Origin of the sequence: Pseudoalteromonas sp. MEBiC 03607 (assembly GCF_004792295.1) — a bacterium.
GTDB lineage: Bacteria > Pseudomonadota > Gammaproteobacteria > Enterobacterales > Alteromonadaceae > Pseudoalteromonas > Pseudoalteromonas lipolytica_C.
Window position 1 is genome coordinate 498,567 of sequence record NZ_SRRY01000002.1, and the last position, 18,127, is coordinate 516,693.

Consider the following 18,127-nt stretch of genomic DNA (forward strand, 5'->3'; position numbering starts at 1 on the left):
GAAAGAGTAAAGTTACGAGATACGAGGTAGCAGCGATTTTACATCGCGTCTCAGCGCCTCGGTGCTTTCTATGGTTCTAATAACCTTTTCACAAAGAGAAGTGAATGAGCGGACTTCAGATAATTATTAAATGTGTATTAGCCTGCTGGATCTTTTTCTAACCACAGAGGACACAGAGAGCACAGAGTAAGAGAAGGAGAAACCATAATCTCTTTGTAAATATTGTTTTCTCTGTGTAGCGCGCAGCGCCTCTATGTACTCTGTGGTTCAATTGTCTTTACTCACAAAGAGAAGAGAACGAGAAGACAATGAGTATGCGAAATAGACAGCTACTCAATTAGAATCCTCTAAAGCGCAGCGTCTCTTATCCTTTTTGTGAATTTAGTTTCTTTGTGAAGCACTTAGCGCCTTAGTGGTTCAATGTTTAAATCTAAACAGAACCACCAAAGCCACCAAATAAAGGGAATAGCTATAAAACCTGTTTAAGCTTACTGCGCTTGTTGCGCAACATGGTCCATATATTCGTCAAACGTGCCCTGAAAATCGATAAGCTTTTTATCTTTAATATCGATGATACGAGTCGCTAATGACGATACAAACTCACGGTCGTGGCTCACAAAAATAAGCGTACCTTGGTAATCTTTTAAAGCATTATTGAGCGCTTCAATGGCTTCCATATCCATGTGGTTAGTTGGCTCATCCATAATTAGCACATTGATGTCTTGCATCATCAGCTTACCAAACAATAGACGGTTCTTTTCACCACCTGAACAGTTACGCGCTTTTTTGTTAGCGTCATCTGCAGTAAATAATAAACGGCCTAACATAGCACGCACCATTAAATCGTTGTGCTTAGCGGTGCGCCACTGCGACATCCAATCGAACAGAGTTAAGTCGTTATCAAACTCTTTGCTGCTGTCTTGTGGGCAATAACCAATACTGGCATTTTCAGACCACTTAACCACACCTTCGTTGCTTTGTATTTCATTCACTAGGCAGCGTAATAGGGTAGTTTTACCTACACCGTTTTCACCAATAACCGCAAGCTTAGCACCGGCTTCTAGCAATAAGTCACCGCCGCTAAACAGGGTTTCACCCTCAAAGCCATGACCTAGTTTAGTAAGCTCTAATGCTTGGCGATACATCTTTTTACCTTCGTCAAAACGAAGTGATGGGCTAATACGGCTTGATGCTTTTACTTCATCAAGCTTAATTTTATCCATGCGCTTAGCACGAGAGCTGGCTAGTTTTGCTTTTGATGCGTTAGCACCAAAGCGGTTTACGAACTCTTGTAGCTCGTCAATTTCAGCGCTTTTCTTAGCGTTTTCAGCAAGCAGTTGTTCGCGTTGTAAGCTTGAAGCTTCGATCCACTTTTCGTAGTTACCAGGATAAATTCTTAGCTCACCGTAGTCGATATCGGCCATGTGTGTACACACCGAGTTTAAGAAGTGACGGTCGTGCGAGATAATAATCATCGTACACTTTCGCTGGTTAAGCTCGTTAGCTAGCCAAGTAATAGTGTGAATATCAAGGTTATTGGTTGGCTCATCAAGTAGCAAAATATCAGGGTTTGCAAACAGTGCCTGCGCTAAAAGCACACGTAGTTTCCAGCCTGGCGCAACGTTCGCCATTAAGCCGTAATGAAACTCTTGCTCAATACCCGCTTGGATCAAAATTTCTTCTGCACGGCTTTCTGCTGTGTAGCCATCCATTTCGGCAAAAACGCTTTCAAGCTCAGCGACTTTCATGCCATCTTCTTCACTCATTTCTGGCAGTGAATAAATACGGTCGCGTTCTTGTTTTACTTTCCAAAGCTCGGCATCACCCATGATAACCGCATCAACTACAGTGTATTGCTCAAATGCAAACTGGTCTTGGCTAAGCGTACCGAGCTTTAAACCCGGTGCAATCGACACATTGCCAGAGGTTGGCACAAGCGCACCACTTAGAATTTTCATAAAGGTCGATTTGCCGCAGCCATTCGCGCCAATTAAACCATAGCGGTTGCCATTACCAAACTTAGCTGAAATGTTCTCAAACAAAGGCTCTGCACCAAACTGCATGGTGATATTTGCGGTTGAAATCAACGAATTATTCCTAGAAAAATACTGACAGGGTTATGGGCGCAGAAACTGCGAAAATAAACAAGCAATAGGGTAAATAATAGGCCGCGGATTATACAGATCAGCCCCAAAGAACGCCATTAAAAAAGAGAAAGTTTCAAGCTGAAAGGGGAAAGTTATGAGATGCGAGATTCGAGGTAGTAGCGATTTTACATCGCGTCCTAGCGCCTAGAACCTAGAACCCAGAACCCAGAACCCAGAACCCAGAACCCAGAACCCAGGTCCTAGCGCCTATGTTTCATTCGTAGGCGTGAAACTTGTTTCGCGCGTCTGACAGCTGAAGACTGAAAGCTCTTATTTATTTTTGGTTCGGCACTAAAGTACCTCCTACAAGACCTCCCACAAACGGCACAAAATAAGAAAAAAACCTGAAAATATATAAATATAGTTAATACTTTAGGGAAATCGGGCGATAATACTAAGTAATATGACAGCAAAGGTGGATTCAATGTCTGCAAGTATTTCATTCAATAACTTGAGCATCACAAAAAAAATACACGCCATAACATGCATTGCCATAACGGCATTCGTGATTATAGTGGTAACCAACTTTATCGCTATGAACGATAACAAAATTTCACTCGATGAATTAGAAAAGTCATCCTATCAAGTCGTAAAACTTACTACCGCCAATGTAGCCTTACTCGAAAAACTAGACGAACTATATACACAGGCAGTGACATTTGGTGAATCAGATTTAGTCGATAGCGCAGCACAAACCTATAAAAAGATTAACGAAAACCTACAAGACATCATCAGCATTAACGATGTCTACGTGAATAGCGATACAAAAAAACAGTTAGAGCTTTATGCACAAACGTCTTCGAGTATTGCAAGCTCGATGATTGAAGGAACTGCCGACTTCAGCAAAATTCAGCAGCAAGCCCAGCAAAAAACCAAACAGTACGAAGCCGTGCTTGAAGGTTTTAAGCGTGCTCAATCTCGCGCTGATGATCGCTTTTTTGAGCTTGTACAAGCAACCAAAGCTCGTTCAGACAATGCGCTTAATTTAATGCTGATTGTCTCGGTAGTTTCATTACTGTTACTAATTGCTACATCGATTTGGATTGCCCGTGGAATTGGCTCATCAGCCAGTGCTGCGGCAAGTAACTTACGTTTGTTAGCCGATGGTAAAGGCTCGCTGAGCACTCAACTTGAAGTACACGCTAAAGACGAAATAGGACAGGTATCAATTAATTTTAATGCCTTTATACAGCTACTAAAGGCTGCTGTACTTGAAGTAATAGCGGTGTGTGAGCCATTAATGGAAAACTCAACCCGGCTTGTGCAAGGTATGGAACGCGCCGAGCGTGCAACAACTAAACAAACATCAGATGCCGAAATCGTAAAGCAATCGATGGAAGAAATGCGTCAAAGTGTTGCTGATATTTCTCACTCAGCGGCAAACGCATCGCAAGCTGCGCAAACCGCAGAACGGGAAGTAGAGCAAAGCCGAACGCAAATAAGACGCTCTGTAAGTGAGTCACGTACATTAAGTGATGAAATTAACCAAGCTGCTTCGACAATTAACCAGCTGGCGAATGACACTAAAAATGTAACGCAAATTTTAAACGTAATTACCTCTATTGCTGAGCAAACTAATTTACTTGCTTTAAATGCGGCTATTGAAGCTGCGCGTGCAGGTGAACAAGGCCGTGGTTTTGCGGTTGTTGCTGACGAAGTGCGTGAGCTTGCTTCAAGAACATCACACTCAACTAACGAAATCAGAGAGCTACTTACAACGCTAACCACCGCAGCAAGCGATGCGGTAACTGCTATGAACTCAGCCCGAGATATGGCTACAAACAATGCTGAAGCTGCTGAAAATACAGGGCAATCTATTGATAAAATTTCTGAGCAGATATTATCAATTAACGGTATGAACTCTCAGATTGCCGCAGCCACCGAAGAACAAACATCTGTGGCAAGTATGGTGGTTGAGAACGTGTCGAATATGCATATGTCGTTTGAAGAAACAATGGATTCACTCTCGGCGGTACGTGATGTAGCGAAGAACCTTCACTACCTTTCTGATTCGTTACTCGACGCCACTGCAAAATTTAAAGTTGAGTAATTTAAGCGCATAAAAAACCAGGCATCGCCTGGTTTTTTATTAACGGTAGTGAGTATTTAAGCTAGCACTTAAAAAGTACCTACTACTTTAACTTTATCAGTTACTTTTGCTGCATCGATATAACCAATGGCGTCGCTATTGGCTGCAACAAAATCAATAACAGCTTGATCGTTTGCTAGTTTTTCAGGTGGCGTACCTTTACCTGTAAATACCAGTTTTGACCAATAAGCGTTAAGCTGGCTGCTCGATTTACCAACCACCTTATCGTTAAACTCGTCGCTTACGCTGTTGCCGTCTTGGTTTACCGGGTTTACTTTGGTGCCATCATCAAACGACTTTGCTTTGCCAAGGTAAATCTTTTTGATAGTTCCTTCATCAATAGCATTGCCATTTGCAGGGTTTACAATAACAGCAACATCAGCAAATGCAGTGTGCGAACAAACGGTGAGTGCTGTAGCGATTAATAATTTTTTCATCATAAACTCCAATTAAAAAACTAAATCAACAGCAACAGCAACAACGTCGGTTTCTGTATCTGTAATATCATCTTTAAAGCGGCTGAAATCTACTTTTAAAGCAGCTGATGGGTGGAAGTCATAACGAGTACCAATGGTATACACATTGCTCTTCGCTTTTACGCCCTCAAGCACCTGATTAATACCTGCGTTTAAAGCTGGTACTGCAGGTAGTGCGTTGTAGCGGTTGCTATCGTGTTTGTCGTCGTTATTTTCGTAAGTTAAGTGCACAACCCACTCATCCATACGGTAACCAACAGAGGTATAGTATTGAGTTTGTTTAGCAAGGGCGCTATTTTCTACTTCAAACTCAGTGTATTCAGCATCAAATAGAATGTCGTTGTAATCAATCGAAAAGCCCACAGCGAAGAAAGAGCCATCATCTTCGTTAACAGCAATATCATCAGCTTGATCAACAAAGCCCGCAGCTCTAAGTGTTTGCTCAAGGCCATTAAGCGCAACACCTGCATCGGTGTCGTTTTCGATTGCAATTGTTGTGTCTGCTACAAAGTATGCAGCACGAGCACTGAACCAGTCGTAGCTCATCGTCCAGTTGATACCTGCAATATCATTAAGCTCTGTATCGCCATTAACCGATACCACAGCAATGTTGCCATCGAAGCTACCGTAAATAACTTGAACGGTTGAATCCCAATCACCTAATTGCGTGTTATGTAACAGGCTTAGGCCTTCATACGTTGAAAACGGGAGGTTATAAACAGATTGCGGCGGACGAACCCAACGGTAAGTATAACCAACGTCTAAGAAGTCTGAATAACGGTAAAAAGGCACACGCATTTTACCAGCACTCACTTGTAGCTCATCGCTGAACTCATAGGTTAAATAAGCCCACTCAAACTCAGCATCAAAATCATCGCTACCACGCGCTACAATTTGTGCCGTAGCGCTTAGTTTTTCTTGTAAATCTGCAGAAAGCTGTAATGCGAACATACTTTCGTTTTTAAACGAAATATCGTCATCGTAACCATAAAGCGTTGCGTCATCGTCAAGGGCTTTACCGCCAACAATAGAAGCAAAGCCATTTATGCGAACCTCTGCCATTGTGTTTGCAGACACAAAAGCAGCACATAGAGCCAATGCAATAGGAAGTTTTTTCATTGTGTATCCCTAGTATTTAGTATGAAAATGTTGATTTCGCTTAATATTATAGTAGTGCGTAGCGAAATGGGCGACACAAGTTACAGATAAATTGTAATTACGGCAATCAGTAAGTTGTTATTTTTAAATTGAAAAAGGTACAAATTAAAGTTGGAAAGCGCCCTAAAAGCATCTGTTAGTGCTCTTAATCTTAAATCAGCCCGTAGGATTTTTTATGCGCACAGAGAGATGAATAAGGGTACATCAGTTAATTGTATATTAGCTTGATAGATCTTTTTCTAACCACAGGGACACAGAGAGAACTGAGGAAAACAAGGAACTCTCTAAAGCGAAGCGTCTCTTATCCTCTTTGTGAATTTTGGTGTCTCTGTGTAGCGCGCAGCGCCACGGTGTCCTCTGTGGTTCCAATATTTTTATTCACAAAGAGAAGTGAATGAGAAGACAACGAGGGAACCCAAATTAACTTCACCAACCTTCTTCTAAGACACAGCCAAGTAACCTATTTATCGAGAAGAGCAGTTTGCCAGATCTTTTTCGAACCACAGAGGACACAGAGAGCACAGAGGAAGAAACGGAGGTACTAAAGTGTACTTCTCTAAAGCGAAGCGTCTCTTATCCTCTTTGTGAATTTTGGTTTCTCTGTATAGCGCGCAGCGCCTCGGTGTACTCTGTGGTTCAAATCTTTATTTCACAAAGAGAAGTGAACGAGAAAACCATTAACTATTAGCTAAAATAATTTACCACATAACTTGTACCCATTTTTTATTCATTATTGACTCACTACAGTGATAAAGATAACCTTTAAATAAGGATGATTAATTAGTATGGATACTACTTATGGCATTAGAAATTAGAATTTGTATTGATTCAGTCACAGCTGAATTTGTGAAATGTAAAGAAGATAAAGAAGACACCTTTACTAAAGACAATAACCATATAAAAAACCAAGTTATCACTTCAGGCACACCTTATATATGGCGAAGAGAATACTCAGACTCTTACACTCCACCTACTAATGAACAACAAAGTATAGTTCGTCAATTTGATTTATTACCTGCGCAATCCCGCCGGAACATTGCATACATGCTTCGCGATTTTGGCAGTGAAACGCTTATGGCAATCTCTGATTTTCAAAATCAGGTTATGCCATTTTTGTCTGAAAACACACATGGAATTGTTGGGGCTGGAGCAACATCAATAGAGGCTCGTAGTTCAAAGTTCGCCACCTATGCCAACAAATATGAAGCCGCTTTAAGAGATATTCGCATGGCTCATAAATCAGGAATGCCCAAGTATCATATGGTTGCATTAGAACAAAAAGCATTCAGTATATTCAAAGAGCTGAACGGCCAGTTTCGTGCAGAATTGCAACGTTTTATGAGTGTAAACCGTGCAAGCCGTCGTGGCACGGTTTGGTCTAACCCGAATCGAGGAATCAATATAGCTAAATCAGCAAGGCATTCCGCCAAGCTCGATATAAGTAGCACCGCTGAATTCAATAAAATTAAGCGAATTGAAAATACCGGGCGCTGGCTTGGCAATGGCATGATTTTACTTGATGGTGCATTCAGAGCGAACAAAGTTTACAGCGACTATAAAAACAATAAGGATTGGCAGCGAAGTTTATCAACAGAGCTAGCTAGTTTTGGGGCTTCAACAGCATTAGGTATTTACACAGGTACAGTTTTAACAACTGCACTTAGCTCAGTTTTAATACTTACACCTTATGGTTGGGTAGTTGCAATTGGCTTGAGTATAATTGCTGGACTAACTGCAAGCATACAAATGAACAAATTCTCTAAGAAAGTTTCTGAAAACATCTATGATAGGAAACCTATATTTGAAGGTGCATTTTAATGCCTTTATCTCATTTTGCTGGATACTCCTTACTGATATTTACAGTAGTTACTTTTGCTTCAGGTGTGCTCTTTTATAGAGTGTCAGTTAAGTATATAGATAAGCATATGGAAAAAGATGGAGTATCTCCGCCTGGTTGGGATAAAGGCATCGGCGCAAGCGTTTCGTTTTATATATTTGCTATGTTTTTTGAGCGCTCAAGAATCCCAACCCCACTATTTGATGGTCGTTTTGTAGCAAAGTATGCACGGCCTATCGACAAAGTTATAGGAGCTGCGCACTTAATCTCGGTCTTTGGGGCAATTATTTGTCTATGTATCGTTTCTTATTATCAAAAATAGTTAACCCGTAACACCTTGATAAGATTGCTTATATTAAATGAAGCATCCTCGATGCTCTTTGTGGTTCCAATATTTTTATTCACAAAGAGAAGTGAATGAGAAGACAATGAGCATTTGAAATAGACAGCTACTTAATATGAATCCTCTAAAGCGCAGCGTCTCTTATCCTCTTTGTGAATTTTGGTGTCTCTGTGTAGCGCGCAGCGCCTCGGTGACCTCTGTGGTTCAAATCTTTATTTAACAAAGAGAAGTGAATGAGAAGACAATGAGCATTTGAAATAGACAGCTACTTAATATGAATCCTCTAAAGCGAAGCGTCTCTTATCCTCTTTGTGAATTTTGGTGTCTCAGTGTAGCGCGCAGCGCCTCGGTGACCTTTGTGGTTCAAATCTTTATTTAACAAAGAGAAGTGAATGAGCCTATATATTAAAAGATCTTACTGATATTCCTCTAAAGCGCAGCGTCTTATAATCTCTTTGTAAATTAGGTTTTTGATATAAATCTGATGCGGGCCGACGCGAGTTTTAAGCCTCACGCAACAGACTAAAATCTACCTCAGGCAAACTCTCAAAACCCGGACGTGCAAATAAATAACCTTGCATTAAACTCACCCCAGCTTGGCGTAACCATTGATATTCCTCAATCGTTTCAATACCCTCAGCCAGCGTAGTGATATTTAATTCATCAAACATCGCAATACAATGGCTCACAATTGCTTGACGAGTTTTATTTAAATGAATATCTCTAATTAGTGCCATATCAAGCTTAATAATATTGCTTTGAAAGTCAGCCAATAAATTTAAACCCGAATAACCAGAACCAAAATCATCCGTAGCCGTAATAAACCCCAACGACTGATAATATTCAACAACACGTTTAATGTGATTCGTGTCTTCAACTTGCTCAACCTCGGTAAATTCAAACATAATCTGCTCTACCGGAAAGTCATATTGTTTAGCTGCTTCAAGGGTTGTTCTAATACAGCGCTCAGGTTTGTAAATCGCGTTAGGTAAAAAGTTGATACTCAAAATAGAATCAAGCTTTAGCTTTGCTGCAAGCGAAATAGCTTTGATACGACAAAGTTGGTCGAAGGTATAGCGGTTCTCATCGTTCACTTGTGAGATAACAGAATAAGCCGACTCATTATTAGGCCCGCGAACTAATGCTTCATAACCAAAGATCTGCTTTGCTGCGCAGTCAATGATAGGCTGAAAAGCCATGGTGAAATCAAAGCCAAGTTCTAGTTTGTCTTTACAGTTATTGCAACCTGTTGGCTGGCAATGAGTTTGCTTGTCGTGCATGCTTACCTCAGACTAAAGTCTTCTTAATACATAATAGTGCTAGTAAATTGCCAATTGTGCAATGTTGTTGAGTTAAAAGTATAAAACTATAGGGAAAATATGTAGCTGCCGTTTTACATAGTGTCAAACAGGCATTTATTTACTGTAGGTTCTTTATGCACAATGAGATAATAGTTAAGCAAATTAGCTATTTTCCTCTAAAGCACAGCGCCTCTATGTACTCTGTAGTTCAAAAATCCTTATGCACAAAGAGAAGAGAATGAGAAGACAATGAGGTATAAAGACTTACTTTTCTAAAGCGCAGCGTCTCTTACTCTCTTTGTGAGTATTGGTTTTCTCTGTGAAGCGCGAAGCGCCTCGGTGTTCTCTGTGGTTCAAAACTTTATGCACAAAGAGAAGTGAATGAGAAAACAATGAGGTATTAAAACTTACTTCTTTAAAGCGTAGCGTCTCTTAGCCTCTTTGTGAGTATTGGTTTTACTCTGTGTAGCGCGCAGCGCCTCGATGAACTCTGTGGTTCAAATATCTTTTTGCACAAAGAGAAGTGAATGAGAAAACGATGAGGTATAAAGACTTACTTCTCTAAAGCGAAGCGTCTCTTAGCCTCTTTGTGAGTATTGGTTTTACTCTGTGTAGCGCGCAGCGCCTCTATGTACTCTGTGGTTCCAATATTTTTTGCACAAAGAGAAGAGAATGAGAAGACAATGAGATACTAGTTAAGCCAATTAGTTTTTACCTCTATAGCACAGCGCCTCATAAGCTCTTTGTGCATTAAGTTTCTCTGTGTAGCGCGAAGTGCCTCGGTGTACTCTGTGGTTCAATACCTTAATTCACAAAGAGAACTGAATGAGAAGACAATGAGATACTAGTTAATCCTATTAGTTTTTCCTCTAAAGCGCAGCGTCTCTTATCCTCTTTGTGAGTATTATTTCTTCAATATTGTGCCTCATCTATTACGCTGGAGTATAAAAATATTTCCCGCCAAAAATACTTAAAATCAATTTGATATCTTTTTAGTACCTAGCTTTAATGGTATTTTAGCGCCAAGCAATCTTGCCCCTATAAAGGAAGTAAAATGGCATCCAAAACCGTCGAATACTACAACCAAAATGCGCAAGCATTTGTAGATGCCACACTCGATGTAGACCTCAATGAACTTTACGACGAATTCTTACCGCTGATCCCAAAAAAAGGCGCTTTACTCGATGCCGGTTGTGGCTCTGGCCGCGACGCTTTCATCTTTAAAGAGCGTGGTTATAGCGTAGATGCATTCGATATCAGCCCAGTTATGGCAAAGCTGGCGTCAGAATACTTAAATCAAGACGTAGCAGTAAGCAGCTTTCTAGAGCTAAACCACGTTGCCAAATACGACGGCATTTGGTGCTGCGCAAGCCTTATTCACGTAGCAAAAAACGATTTAACCGAAGCATTCAACAACCTTGCCCGCGCATTAAAGCCACAAGGCATCGTGTATGTATCGTTTAAATACGGCGACGGCGAGCGCGAACACAACGGTCGCGAATTTACCGACCTAAACGAACAAGCACTTGAGAACATAATTAAAGGCACAGACCTATTTATCCTCAAGTCGTGGCAAAGCGCCGACCAACGCCCAGAGCGCGCCACAGAAACATGGCTAAACGCCATTTTGCATAGAAGAACGATATAGTAGTTTATTGCGGTATAGCAGGCTATACCGCAGCTCCCCCAATATTGTATGGGTTTTAAAGAGTAACTCTACCTAAAATCCTATATTTGCAATAGCTTTTCATGCTAGATTGTTCCTAAACTAAATCGCCAATATTCAAGCTACAACAATGCGTTATGAGCATAAGTGGCAAATAAGTCGGCGTAAACAGGGAACGGTTCATGAACTTTAAAGCACTTTTCAAAAGTACACATAAGGCTTGATTGATGATGGCCATGCAGCAGCAACTCGATTTTATTGCTTACATTCAGCGCATGCTGGTGGAAGGCGATTTTAGTGCGACATATAAGTTTGCACTATTGCATGCGTTGGCTGATGTTTGTGTTGAGCAACCAATGATGTATGAGGCTAGCGAGTTAAACATTGATCTTGCTAAGCTAGCTGAAAAGTTAATAGAGCTTTATTGGCACCATGCTGTGCCATTTTCTTCTGCTCACAGTGGTGAAAGTGCTTTACTAAAACAAAACTCGGGTGCGCAATCAAAAGTAATTGCGGTGCTATATGAGTGCCAGCAAAACAATATTCGTAGCTTGCGCCAGCTTAAATTAAGCCCTTACTGGCATACCACTTACAAAGCAGCTTTAGACACGTTAAAAACAGGCCCGTTGTGGCGCTTACAAATTCTTGCTAAACAAGAAGAGTGCTTTTTATATCCGCACACAAAAGGCAAAAGCTATATTACTCTAAACGCAGGCATAGCTGCTTGCTTTAGACGCTTTTACGATTTAGTTGTCTATTTAGCTAAAAATGCATGGCTACAAAAGATTCAAAGCATCAAGCACAATCAAGCACTTATTGGCCCGCAAAGCCAACTGCATGACTTTTTATTTGGTTTTGACCGCACAGCACTAAACAAAGCAAAACCAATTTTAGTCGAAATACAAAAAGGCCAGTGTTTTTATTGTCAAAAGCCACTCACAAGCGCGATAGAAGTTGATCACTTTATTCCCTTTGCCCGCTACGCTAACGATTTAGGCCATAATTTTGTTGCCGCCCATCGAAGTTGTAATAACAGTAAACGTGACTTTTTAGCTGCACAATTACACCGTGAACGTTGGCAAGATCAAAACCTAGATCGCCACAGTCAGCTGCTCACTGATGAACTAACTCGCTATTTTCATTGTGATGTAGATAAATCCCTTGCAGTAAGCAATTGGGCATACCAAGTTGCTAGCAGCAATGGCGCAAAACTTTGGCTTGCAAAAGATAGGTTCGAGTTGGCGGGAAGTAAAAATGTCCACGCGTTAGATTTAGTCGCGCAGACAAATCACTTATATGATTTTTAAAAGGTCTAGGTTTTAATTTTATATATCTTATTGAAATAAAATACCAATAGATCATTGTTTGGTTGCAGGCGAGTGCTGTGAAAAAGAGAAGCTTTTAACGAGAGGGTATGGATATCCGAGCTTGGGTGCGTACAGGGATGTGTAATTGTGCCTATCTATGTTGGTTACGTTCATTTAATTTTTTCAAAATGAGGGAACAGTGCGAACCCAGGGCGCCGAGAGATTCCAAAGAGAAGTCGGCGTTTACTTATCTTTGGTTGCCGTCGCCAACGCGACATTATTAAATAATTGATGTATAAAGAGGGAGTTAACTGAACAAGGACCTGAAATGGATAACTTCATAGCACAAGGACTCAGCCTCTTATTTGTAATAGGAGGAATATATTCAATATTGGGTGTTATTTTTTTTAGAGTATGGCTTCATCAGAAGCAAGCCAAATTACCCGTAGATAGAAAAAAGTTTACTCGAGTAGCCGCACAAACACTTAACGATCAAGTAAACGATAAGGTCTTTAATGTTGTTGGTTACATAGGTTTAGCTGCATTGATTATTACAATGCCGTTTGCCCTCAAAGGGATTACCGAAATGTTGGCAAGCGGTCAATTGAACTACTTTTTTATAATTGTAATTATTGTCGGTTTAATTTACACCGCCAGAAAATCGTGGTTTGAATCAGACCAGTTAATTAAACTAAAACTAGGGCGAGATGCTGAGTTAGCTGTTGCATCTGAATTAATTGAGCTTCAATCTCATGGGTATCAAATATTTCATGATATTCAAGCTGATGGGTTTAATATTGATCACTTAGTTATTGGGCCTAATGGTGTTTTTGCGATTGAAACAAAAGGAAGGCATAAGCGCGTTAAAGATGATACAAACTACAAAGTCCGATTCGAAAATAATCTACTTGCCTTTCCATCTTGGAATGAAAACAAGCCAATTGAACAGGCAGAAATACAAGCAAATTGGGTTTATAAATGGTTAAGTGAAGCAACTGGTTTTCAAACAAAAATAACCCCAATATTGTGCTTTCCAGGTTGGTTTATAGAGTTGAAGCAGCGACCACCATTTCCTATTGTTTCCCATAGACAGTTAGCAAAAACTATATTGTCGATGCGCCAAAACCAAATAGATGGAGCTATGCAAAAAGCTATTTGCTATCAAGCTGTGCAAAGAAGCTTAAATATTTCTAAGGTTTAATTGATAGAGACTAAATTTAATGCTTATTTTGAGTAGGCAATTTGCATCGGAAGTTTTCTAAAGCGATTGTTTTGGCTAGCTTCTATCGAATAAATATCTCCCTTGCTAACACATAGGGAGTAATTACAACCAAATTACACAGATGTAATGTTATGAATAAATGGATTTTATTACTCGCTATTTTGCTTGCGAGTTTCAACACGGTTGCTGAAGAGCAATATTCAAAAAGTCGCTGCGATAGTATAGAGGCTGAGCGCGAGGGCATTCGTAAAAGAATGAATCGTAGCTATACGGCTAAGCAAGGTGAACGTTGGAATCAACGTTTAGATGAGCTTTTTACGCTGCTGGCGAGACACTGCAAACACCCAAAAAGAAGTACTGGTAATGGCGGTAATTATACGTATCGCTCGAACCCTACCGCACTTTTAAACACCAAAGTACATAACTCTACGGTGTATTCAAATTCATATAATGACGATAAAAAGCGCCATGCTTGGGGGCAATTTTATCAATTACCTGATCGTTGTAGAGCGAAAGATATGGAGCAAGCTGATTTTGTATGGTGTAGCGAAAATAAAGCAGAGCAAAAGGCGCTATTTGAATCTGCTTGGAGTGGTAAAGCTAAAGCAGACTATAAAGATATTGTTATAACAGTAAAGCCAACCATTACAGTAATAAATACAAACAAAGTCACAAGCCAAGTTGCAATAAATAGCCCGATAATCGAAGCACCCATTAAACAAGCTTCAACTCCTTTAAATGAGAGTGTTGGTCCGCAATTAACAAAGTTGAATGACCTTAAAATTTGGCAATTAGCCTTGGCTGGCATAGCGGCCATGCTGTTTGTGTTTGGTCTTTATCGTTGGTTTAAAGATTGAGTTATTTGACGGGCTAAAGCCCGACCTACAATGCCTCGCAACTCGCAACTCGCAACTCGCAACTCGCATCTCGCAACTAAAGCCCTAATATTTCTCCTTGCAAGCTTGGTGAGTCTGCAATACTGGTTTGGAGTTGTTCTATCAACAACTGGGCATTCGCTGATGGTGTGCGTGAATGTGGCCAGAGGGCGTAAATTGGCCTTGCGGGAATACTGTGGGGGGAGTCGATATAACTAAAGTTGCTGGTGTCTTCTATGCAGCAAATTTCGCTCATGGGTAGTAAGCCAATGCCATAGCCTGCTTCAACCATTTTTCTGGCGATTGTAATATCAAAACAAAAACTTATGTGTTCATACTCGGTTTTTAATTTGTTTAGCAAACCGCTGGGGAGTTGTGACTCTGAATAGGGCAGTATCAACCTTGATGTTGGAGCATCTTTCTTTTTAATCAGCTTTATTGCGATCATGCCTAGGCGCTTTTGAAAATAACTTGAGTCTTGTTGTTCGCCGATGCGAATAGCTAAGTCAAAACGTTTTTGGCTTAGTTGGCTGTTGGCATTACTTGGGTAAATGTGGAGGTTTAGCGTAGGGTTTGCCATCGCAAACTGATTAACTGCACTCATCAGTGGGCCCGCAATGATGTTTTGTGGGCACAACAGGTAAAACTCTTTTGCAGCGGGCGAGTCATTTAATTGCTCAAGCTGGCTGTTAAGAGCAAGCACTTGTTCGCCTAACTCGTTATACAGTGATTCGCCTTTGGCGGTTAACACAATGCCTCGGGCTGTGCGTTGCAGTAATGGCTCAGCGAGTTTTTCTTCTAACGCCTGAATGCGCCTTGATAGGGTCGATAGATTCAGTCCTAAATCTTTTGCTGTTTGGCTCATGCTTTTACGGCGCGCTATTTCAATAAATAAATGCAGATCATCCAGCATACGACTCCCTCAATCTTAGTTTGCATTTTCGTGACTGTTGCCACTTAGCCTGTGCAAATATAGTAACGCCAAGGAGGACATATGAAAATTCATTTTACTTTTACTGCGGCATTTTCGTTTTTAATGTCGTTTTTACTTTCGGCATGGGTCACTTATGTCAACTTAGGGCTGAGCGATACATTTTTTCTAAGTTGGATGAAGGCGTTTGCTAATGCGTGGCCTGCTGCGTTTGTTGTGGCTTTTACGGTTGCCCCGCCTATTCGGGCATTGGTTTTAAAGTTATTTAGTAAGGATTCAGTATGATTAATATCGTGGCAAAAATTACCCCAAAGGCTGCATTATTTGATGACTGTAAAGGGCGTTTACAGGGCATTTTAGCAGCCACTCGTGCAGAGCCTGGTTGTAATCGTTTTGAGTTGTTTGCGAGCAAAGAGCAGCGTTGTTTGTTTTTAGTTGAGCAGTTTGAATCGCAAGCTGCCCTTGATGAGCATTATGCTCAGCCTTATACCAAAGCTGTGTTCGCGTTTTATGAGAATGCCTTTGCGGAGCCAGTTGAGGTAGAGAAGGTGGAGAAGGTGGAGGAGCTTTAGATTTAATATTCACAAAGAGGGTAAGAGGCGCTGCGCTTTAGAGGACTCCTTGTCTTTCTCTATGCTCTCTATGTCCTCTGTGGTTCGAAAAAAGTTAGTCTCGATAAATAGGTTACTGGCTGCGTCTGAGAAGAAGGTTGGAGAAGTTAATTTGGGTTTCCTCGTTGTCTTCTCATTCACTTCTCTTTGTGAATATAGATATTTGAACCACAGAGGGCACCGAGGCGCTGCGCGCTTCACAGAGAAACTTAATGCACAAAGAGATTAAGAGGCGCTTCGCTTTAGAGGACTCCTTGTCTTTCTCTGTGCTCTTTATGTCCTCTGTGGTTCGAAAAAAGATCTAGCGAACAGTTAGTCTCGATAAATAGATTACTTGGCTGTGTCTGAGAAGAAGGTTGGAGAAGTTAATTTGGGTTTCCTCGTTGTCTTCTCATTCACTTCTCTTTGTGAATAAAGATATTTGAACCACAGAGTTCACCGAGGCGCTGCGCTTTAGAGAACTCCTTGTATTCCTCTGTGCTCTCTATGTCCTCTGTGGTTCGAAAAAAGATCTAGCGAACAGTTAGTCTCGATAAATAGATTACTTGGCTGCGTCTGAGAAGAAGGTTGGTGAAGTTAATTTGGGTTTCCTCGTTGTCTTCTCATTCACTTCTCTTTGTGAATAAAGATATTTGAACCACAAAGTTTGTCTTTCTCTGTGCTCTCTATGTCCTCTGTGGTTCGAAAAAAGATCTAGCAAATCGCTCGTCTCTAAATTTAAACCCACGAAACACGTTTTACTTTGATAGGAAAAAACTAGGCTACTGGGGAAGTACAGCTATTCGTAGCCTAGTTTAACAAGGTTGAAATGGTTACAGCATATGCAGGATTTGCTTGGCCTTTTTGCGGGTTAAACACGCGGCCATTGGGCGTTTTGCAAATAGCTTGGCTGAAACTGTTTGTTCTTTGCCCATGTATTGGTTATGCAGTGTTTGCACATTGACTTTACAGGTCACCGAATGGCTGTTTTCTACATAGCGAATTTCTACTCGCTCTACTTTTTTAATTAAGTTTTTATAAGGGTAGCCTTCATCGGTATCAAGCTGAGTAATTACGGGTTGATTGGCATAACTAAAGCTTGTGGCAACTATAAGTAATAAAATAAGTAAGTATTTCATGGTGGTTGTCCTTGTCTTGTCGCGGTTGGCAATATGAGTATTACTCGTGTTACCACTACTGACAAACGATTAAAAATTGCCTATGCTTAAGTTTTTATTAATCATAAATGCGTATGCAGTTACCTCCATTAAAAAGCCTTTGGTATTTTAAGCACGCGGCAGAGTTAGGTAGTTTTAAGCTTGCGGCAGAGCAGTTGTTTGTTAGCCAAGCTGCGGTTAGCCAACAAATTCGCTTGTTAGAACAACAGCTTGATTGCAGCTTGTTTACTCGTCATACCCGTTATGTTGAGCTGACTCGCCAAGGCGAACACCTTTTACCCCATGTACTTAAGGGGTTTAGCCATTTGCAGGCAGGTGTGCAGGCAGTTAGCCAAGATAGCCACCCAAATACGTTAAACTTAACTGTGCTACCTTCGTTCGCCAGTGGTTGGTTGCTTGGCCGAATTAGCGACTTTCAAAACAAATATCCCCATATCAAAGTGCGTATTGAACCTAGCGATCAGCTTGCTGACTTTTCAGCGGGGCAGGTCGATTTAGGTATTCGTTTCGGTCAAGGCAGTTACCCAGGTTTGCATAGTGAGCTCATCAGTGACGACAGTTTATTTTTGGCTTATAAACCAGGGGCACTAGATACTTCTAAGTCACTAAAAAATCAGGTGTTAGAGCAAAAATTAATAAAAGATATTTGTCCTGACGCAGAGCGCGGTTGGCTAAAGTTGGCTGATGAACTTGCAGTCAGCCCTGATGCTTTGCCCTCGCTTGAGATAGATAACGCGGCATTGGTGATTCAAGCTACGCTTGCAGGACAAGGAATTGCTTTGGTTAGGCGGCGGTTAATTGAGTCTCAACTTTTACATGGGCAGTTAGAGATTTACCCTGATTTTGAATACCATTGCCAGTACAAGTATTACCTTGCAGCACCTTTAGAGCATTTTAAATGGCAAAAAGTTCAATTATTTAAAGACTGGCTGCAGAAGCAATTTGCATATGATGATCAACACTATAAATCGCGACAAGCCAAATTAATGGGAAATAAAAAGTAATTC

Annotated in this window: 16 protein-coding genes; 10 read left to right on the forward strand and 6 right to left on the reverse strand. The window is 40.8% G+C overall.

The features are described from left to right. Window positions 1-488: 488 nt before the first annotated feature. Window positions 489-2,087, reverse strand: a complete 1,599-nt coding sequence (locus tag E5N72_RS19215) for an ABC-F family ATPase (RefSeq protein WP_135926709.1) — start codon at window positions 2,085-2,087, stop codon at window positions 489-491. A gap of 484 nt (window positions 2,088-2,571) precedes the next feature. Here E5N72_RS19215 and E5N72_RS19220 point away from each other — a divergent pair, with 484 nt between their 5' ends. Next, window positions 2,572-4,197 (forward strand): methyl-accepting chemotaxis protein, encoded by a 1,626-nt coding sequence (locus E5N72_RS19220; protein ID WP_135926710.1) that lies wholly within the window; start codon window positions 2,572-2,574, stop codon window positions 4,195-4,197. Window positions 4,198-4,265: 68 nt separating this feature from the next. Here the strand turns inward: E5N72_RS19220 and E5N72_RS19225 are convergent, their stop codons facing one another. Both E5N72_RS19225 and E5N72_RS19230 read right to left on the reverse strand, forming a co-directional pair. Further along, a complete protein-coding gene (locus tag E5N72_RS19225) occupies window positions 4,266-4,673 on the reverse strand; it encodes a phosphate ABC transporter substrate-binding protein (protein WP_135926711.1) in 408 nt (135 codons plus the stop codon). 12 nt (window positions 4,674-4,685) lie between these two features. Next, the gene (locus tag E5N72_RS19230; protein ID WP_135926712.1) at window positions 4,686-5,831 is read right to left on the reverse strand and encodes a porin; all 1,146 of its coding nucleotides are present in this window, start codon (window positions 5,829-5,831) and stop codon (window positions 4,686-4,688) included. 837 nt (window positions 5,832-6,668) lie between these two features. Between E5N72_RS19230 and E5N72_RS19235 the strand changes: the two genes are divergently transcribed. Then, entirely contained in the window at window positions 6,669-7,688 is a 1,020-nt protein-coding gene (locus E5N72_RS19235; RefSeq protein ID WP_135926713.1) for a hypothetical protein, read from the forward strand. After that, a complete protein-coding gene (locus E5N72_RS19240) occupies window positions 7,688-8,029 on the forward strand; it encodes a hypothetical protein (protein ID WP_135926714.1) in 342 nt (113 codons plus the stop codon). Before E5N72_RS19235 ends, E5N72_RS19240 begins: the two co-directional genes overlap by 1 nt. Before the next feature lie 524 nt (window positions 8,030-8,553). Here E5N72_RS19240 and E5N72_RS19245 read toward each other — a convergent pair. Beyond that, window positions 8,554-9,330, reverse strand: coding sequence for an EAL domain-containing protein (locus E5N72_RS19245; RefSeq protein WP_135926715.1), 777 nt, complete (start codon window positions 9,328-9,330; stop codon window positions 8,554-8,556). A gap of 1,075 nt (window positions 9,331-10,405) precedes the next feature. On the opposite strand from E5N72_RS19245, the gene E5N72_RS19250 reads away from it, so the two are divergent. From E5N72_RS19250 to E5N72_RS19265, 4 genes are all read left to right on the forward strand, one after another. Then, window positions 10,406-10,999: a class I SAM-dependent methyltransferase gene (locus tag E5N72_RS19250; RefSeq protein WP_135926716.1), complete on the forward strand. Its 594-nt coding sequence runs from the start codon at window positions 10,406-10,408 to the stop codon at window positions 10,997-10,999. Window positions 11,000-11,241: 242 nt separating this feature from the next. Then, window positions 11,242-12,324, forward strand: a complete 1,083-nt coding sequence (locus tag E5N72_RS19255) for an HNH endonuclease (protein WP_135926717.1) — start codon at window positions 11,242-11,244, stop codon at window positions 12,322-12,324. Window positions 12,325-12,652: 328 nt separating this feature from the next. Then, window positions 12,653-13,525: a nuclease-related domain-containing protein gene (locus E5N72_RS19260; RefSeq protein WP_135926718.1), complete on the forward strand. Its 873-nt coding sequence runs from the start codon at window positions 12,653-12,655 to the stop codon at window positions 13,523-13,525. 152 nt (window positions 13,526-13,677) lie between these two features. Further along, entirely contained in the window at window positions 13,678-14,403 is a 726-nt protein-coding gene (locus tag E5N72_RS19265; protein ID WP_135926719.1) for a hypothetical protein, read from the forward strand. Window positions 14,404-14,479: 76 nt separating this feature from the next. On the opposite strand, the gene E5N72_RS19270 is transcribed toward E5N72_RS19265, so the two are convergent. Beyond that, on the reverse strand, window positions 14,480-15,334 hold the full coding sequence (locus E5N72_RS19270; RefSeq protein ID WP_105173755.1) for a LysR family transcriptional regulator: 855 nt from the start codon (window positions 15,332-15,334) through the stop codon (window positions 14,480-14,482). 81 nt (window positions 15,335-15,415) lie between these two features. Between E5N72_RS19270 and E5N72_RS19275 the strand changes: the two genes are divergently transcribed. Beyond that, window positions 15,416-15,637: a DUF2798 domain-containing protein gene (locus tag E5N72_RS19275; RefSeq protein WP_105173754.1), complete on the forward strand. Its 222-nt coding sequence runs from the start codon at window positions 15,416-15,418 to the stop codon at window positions 15,635-15,637. Then, window positions 15,634-15,924 carry an antibiotic biosynthesis monooxygenase gene (locus E5N72_RS19280; RefSeq protein WP_135926720.1) on the forward strand — a complete coding sequence of 97 codons (291 nt, stop codon included), beginning with the start codon at window positions 15,634-15,636 and terminating at the stop codon, window positions 15,922-15,924. Before E5N72_RS19275 ends, E5N72_RS19280 begins: the two co-directional genes overlap by 4 nt. 851 nt (window positions 15,925-16,775) lie before the next feature. Here E5N72_RS19280 and E5N72_RS19285 read toward each other — a convergent pair. Next, window positions 16,776-17,081 (reverse strand): hypothetical protein, encoded by a 306-nt coding sequence (locus tag E5N72_RS19285; protein ID WP_135926721.1) that lies wholly within the window; start codon window positions 17,079-17,081, stop codon window positions 16,776-16,778. A gap of 113 nt (window positions 17,082-17,194) precedes the next feature. Here E5N72_RS19285 and E5N72_RS19290 point away from each other — a divergent pair, with 113 nt between their 5' ends. Further along, window positions 17,195-18,124 (forward strand): LysR substrate-binding domain-containing protein, encoded by a 930-nt coding sequence (locus E5N72_RS19290; protein WP_135926722.1) that lies wholly within the window; start codon window positions 17,195-17,197, stop codon window positions 18,122-18,124. Window positions 18,125-18,127: the final 3 nt, after the last annotated feature.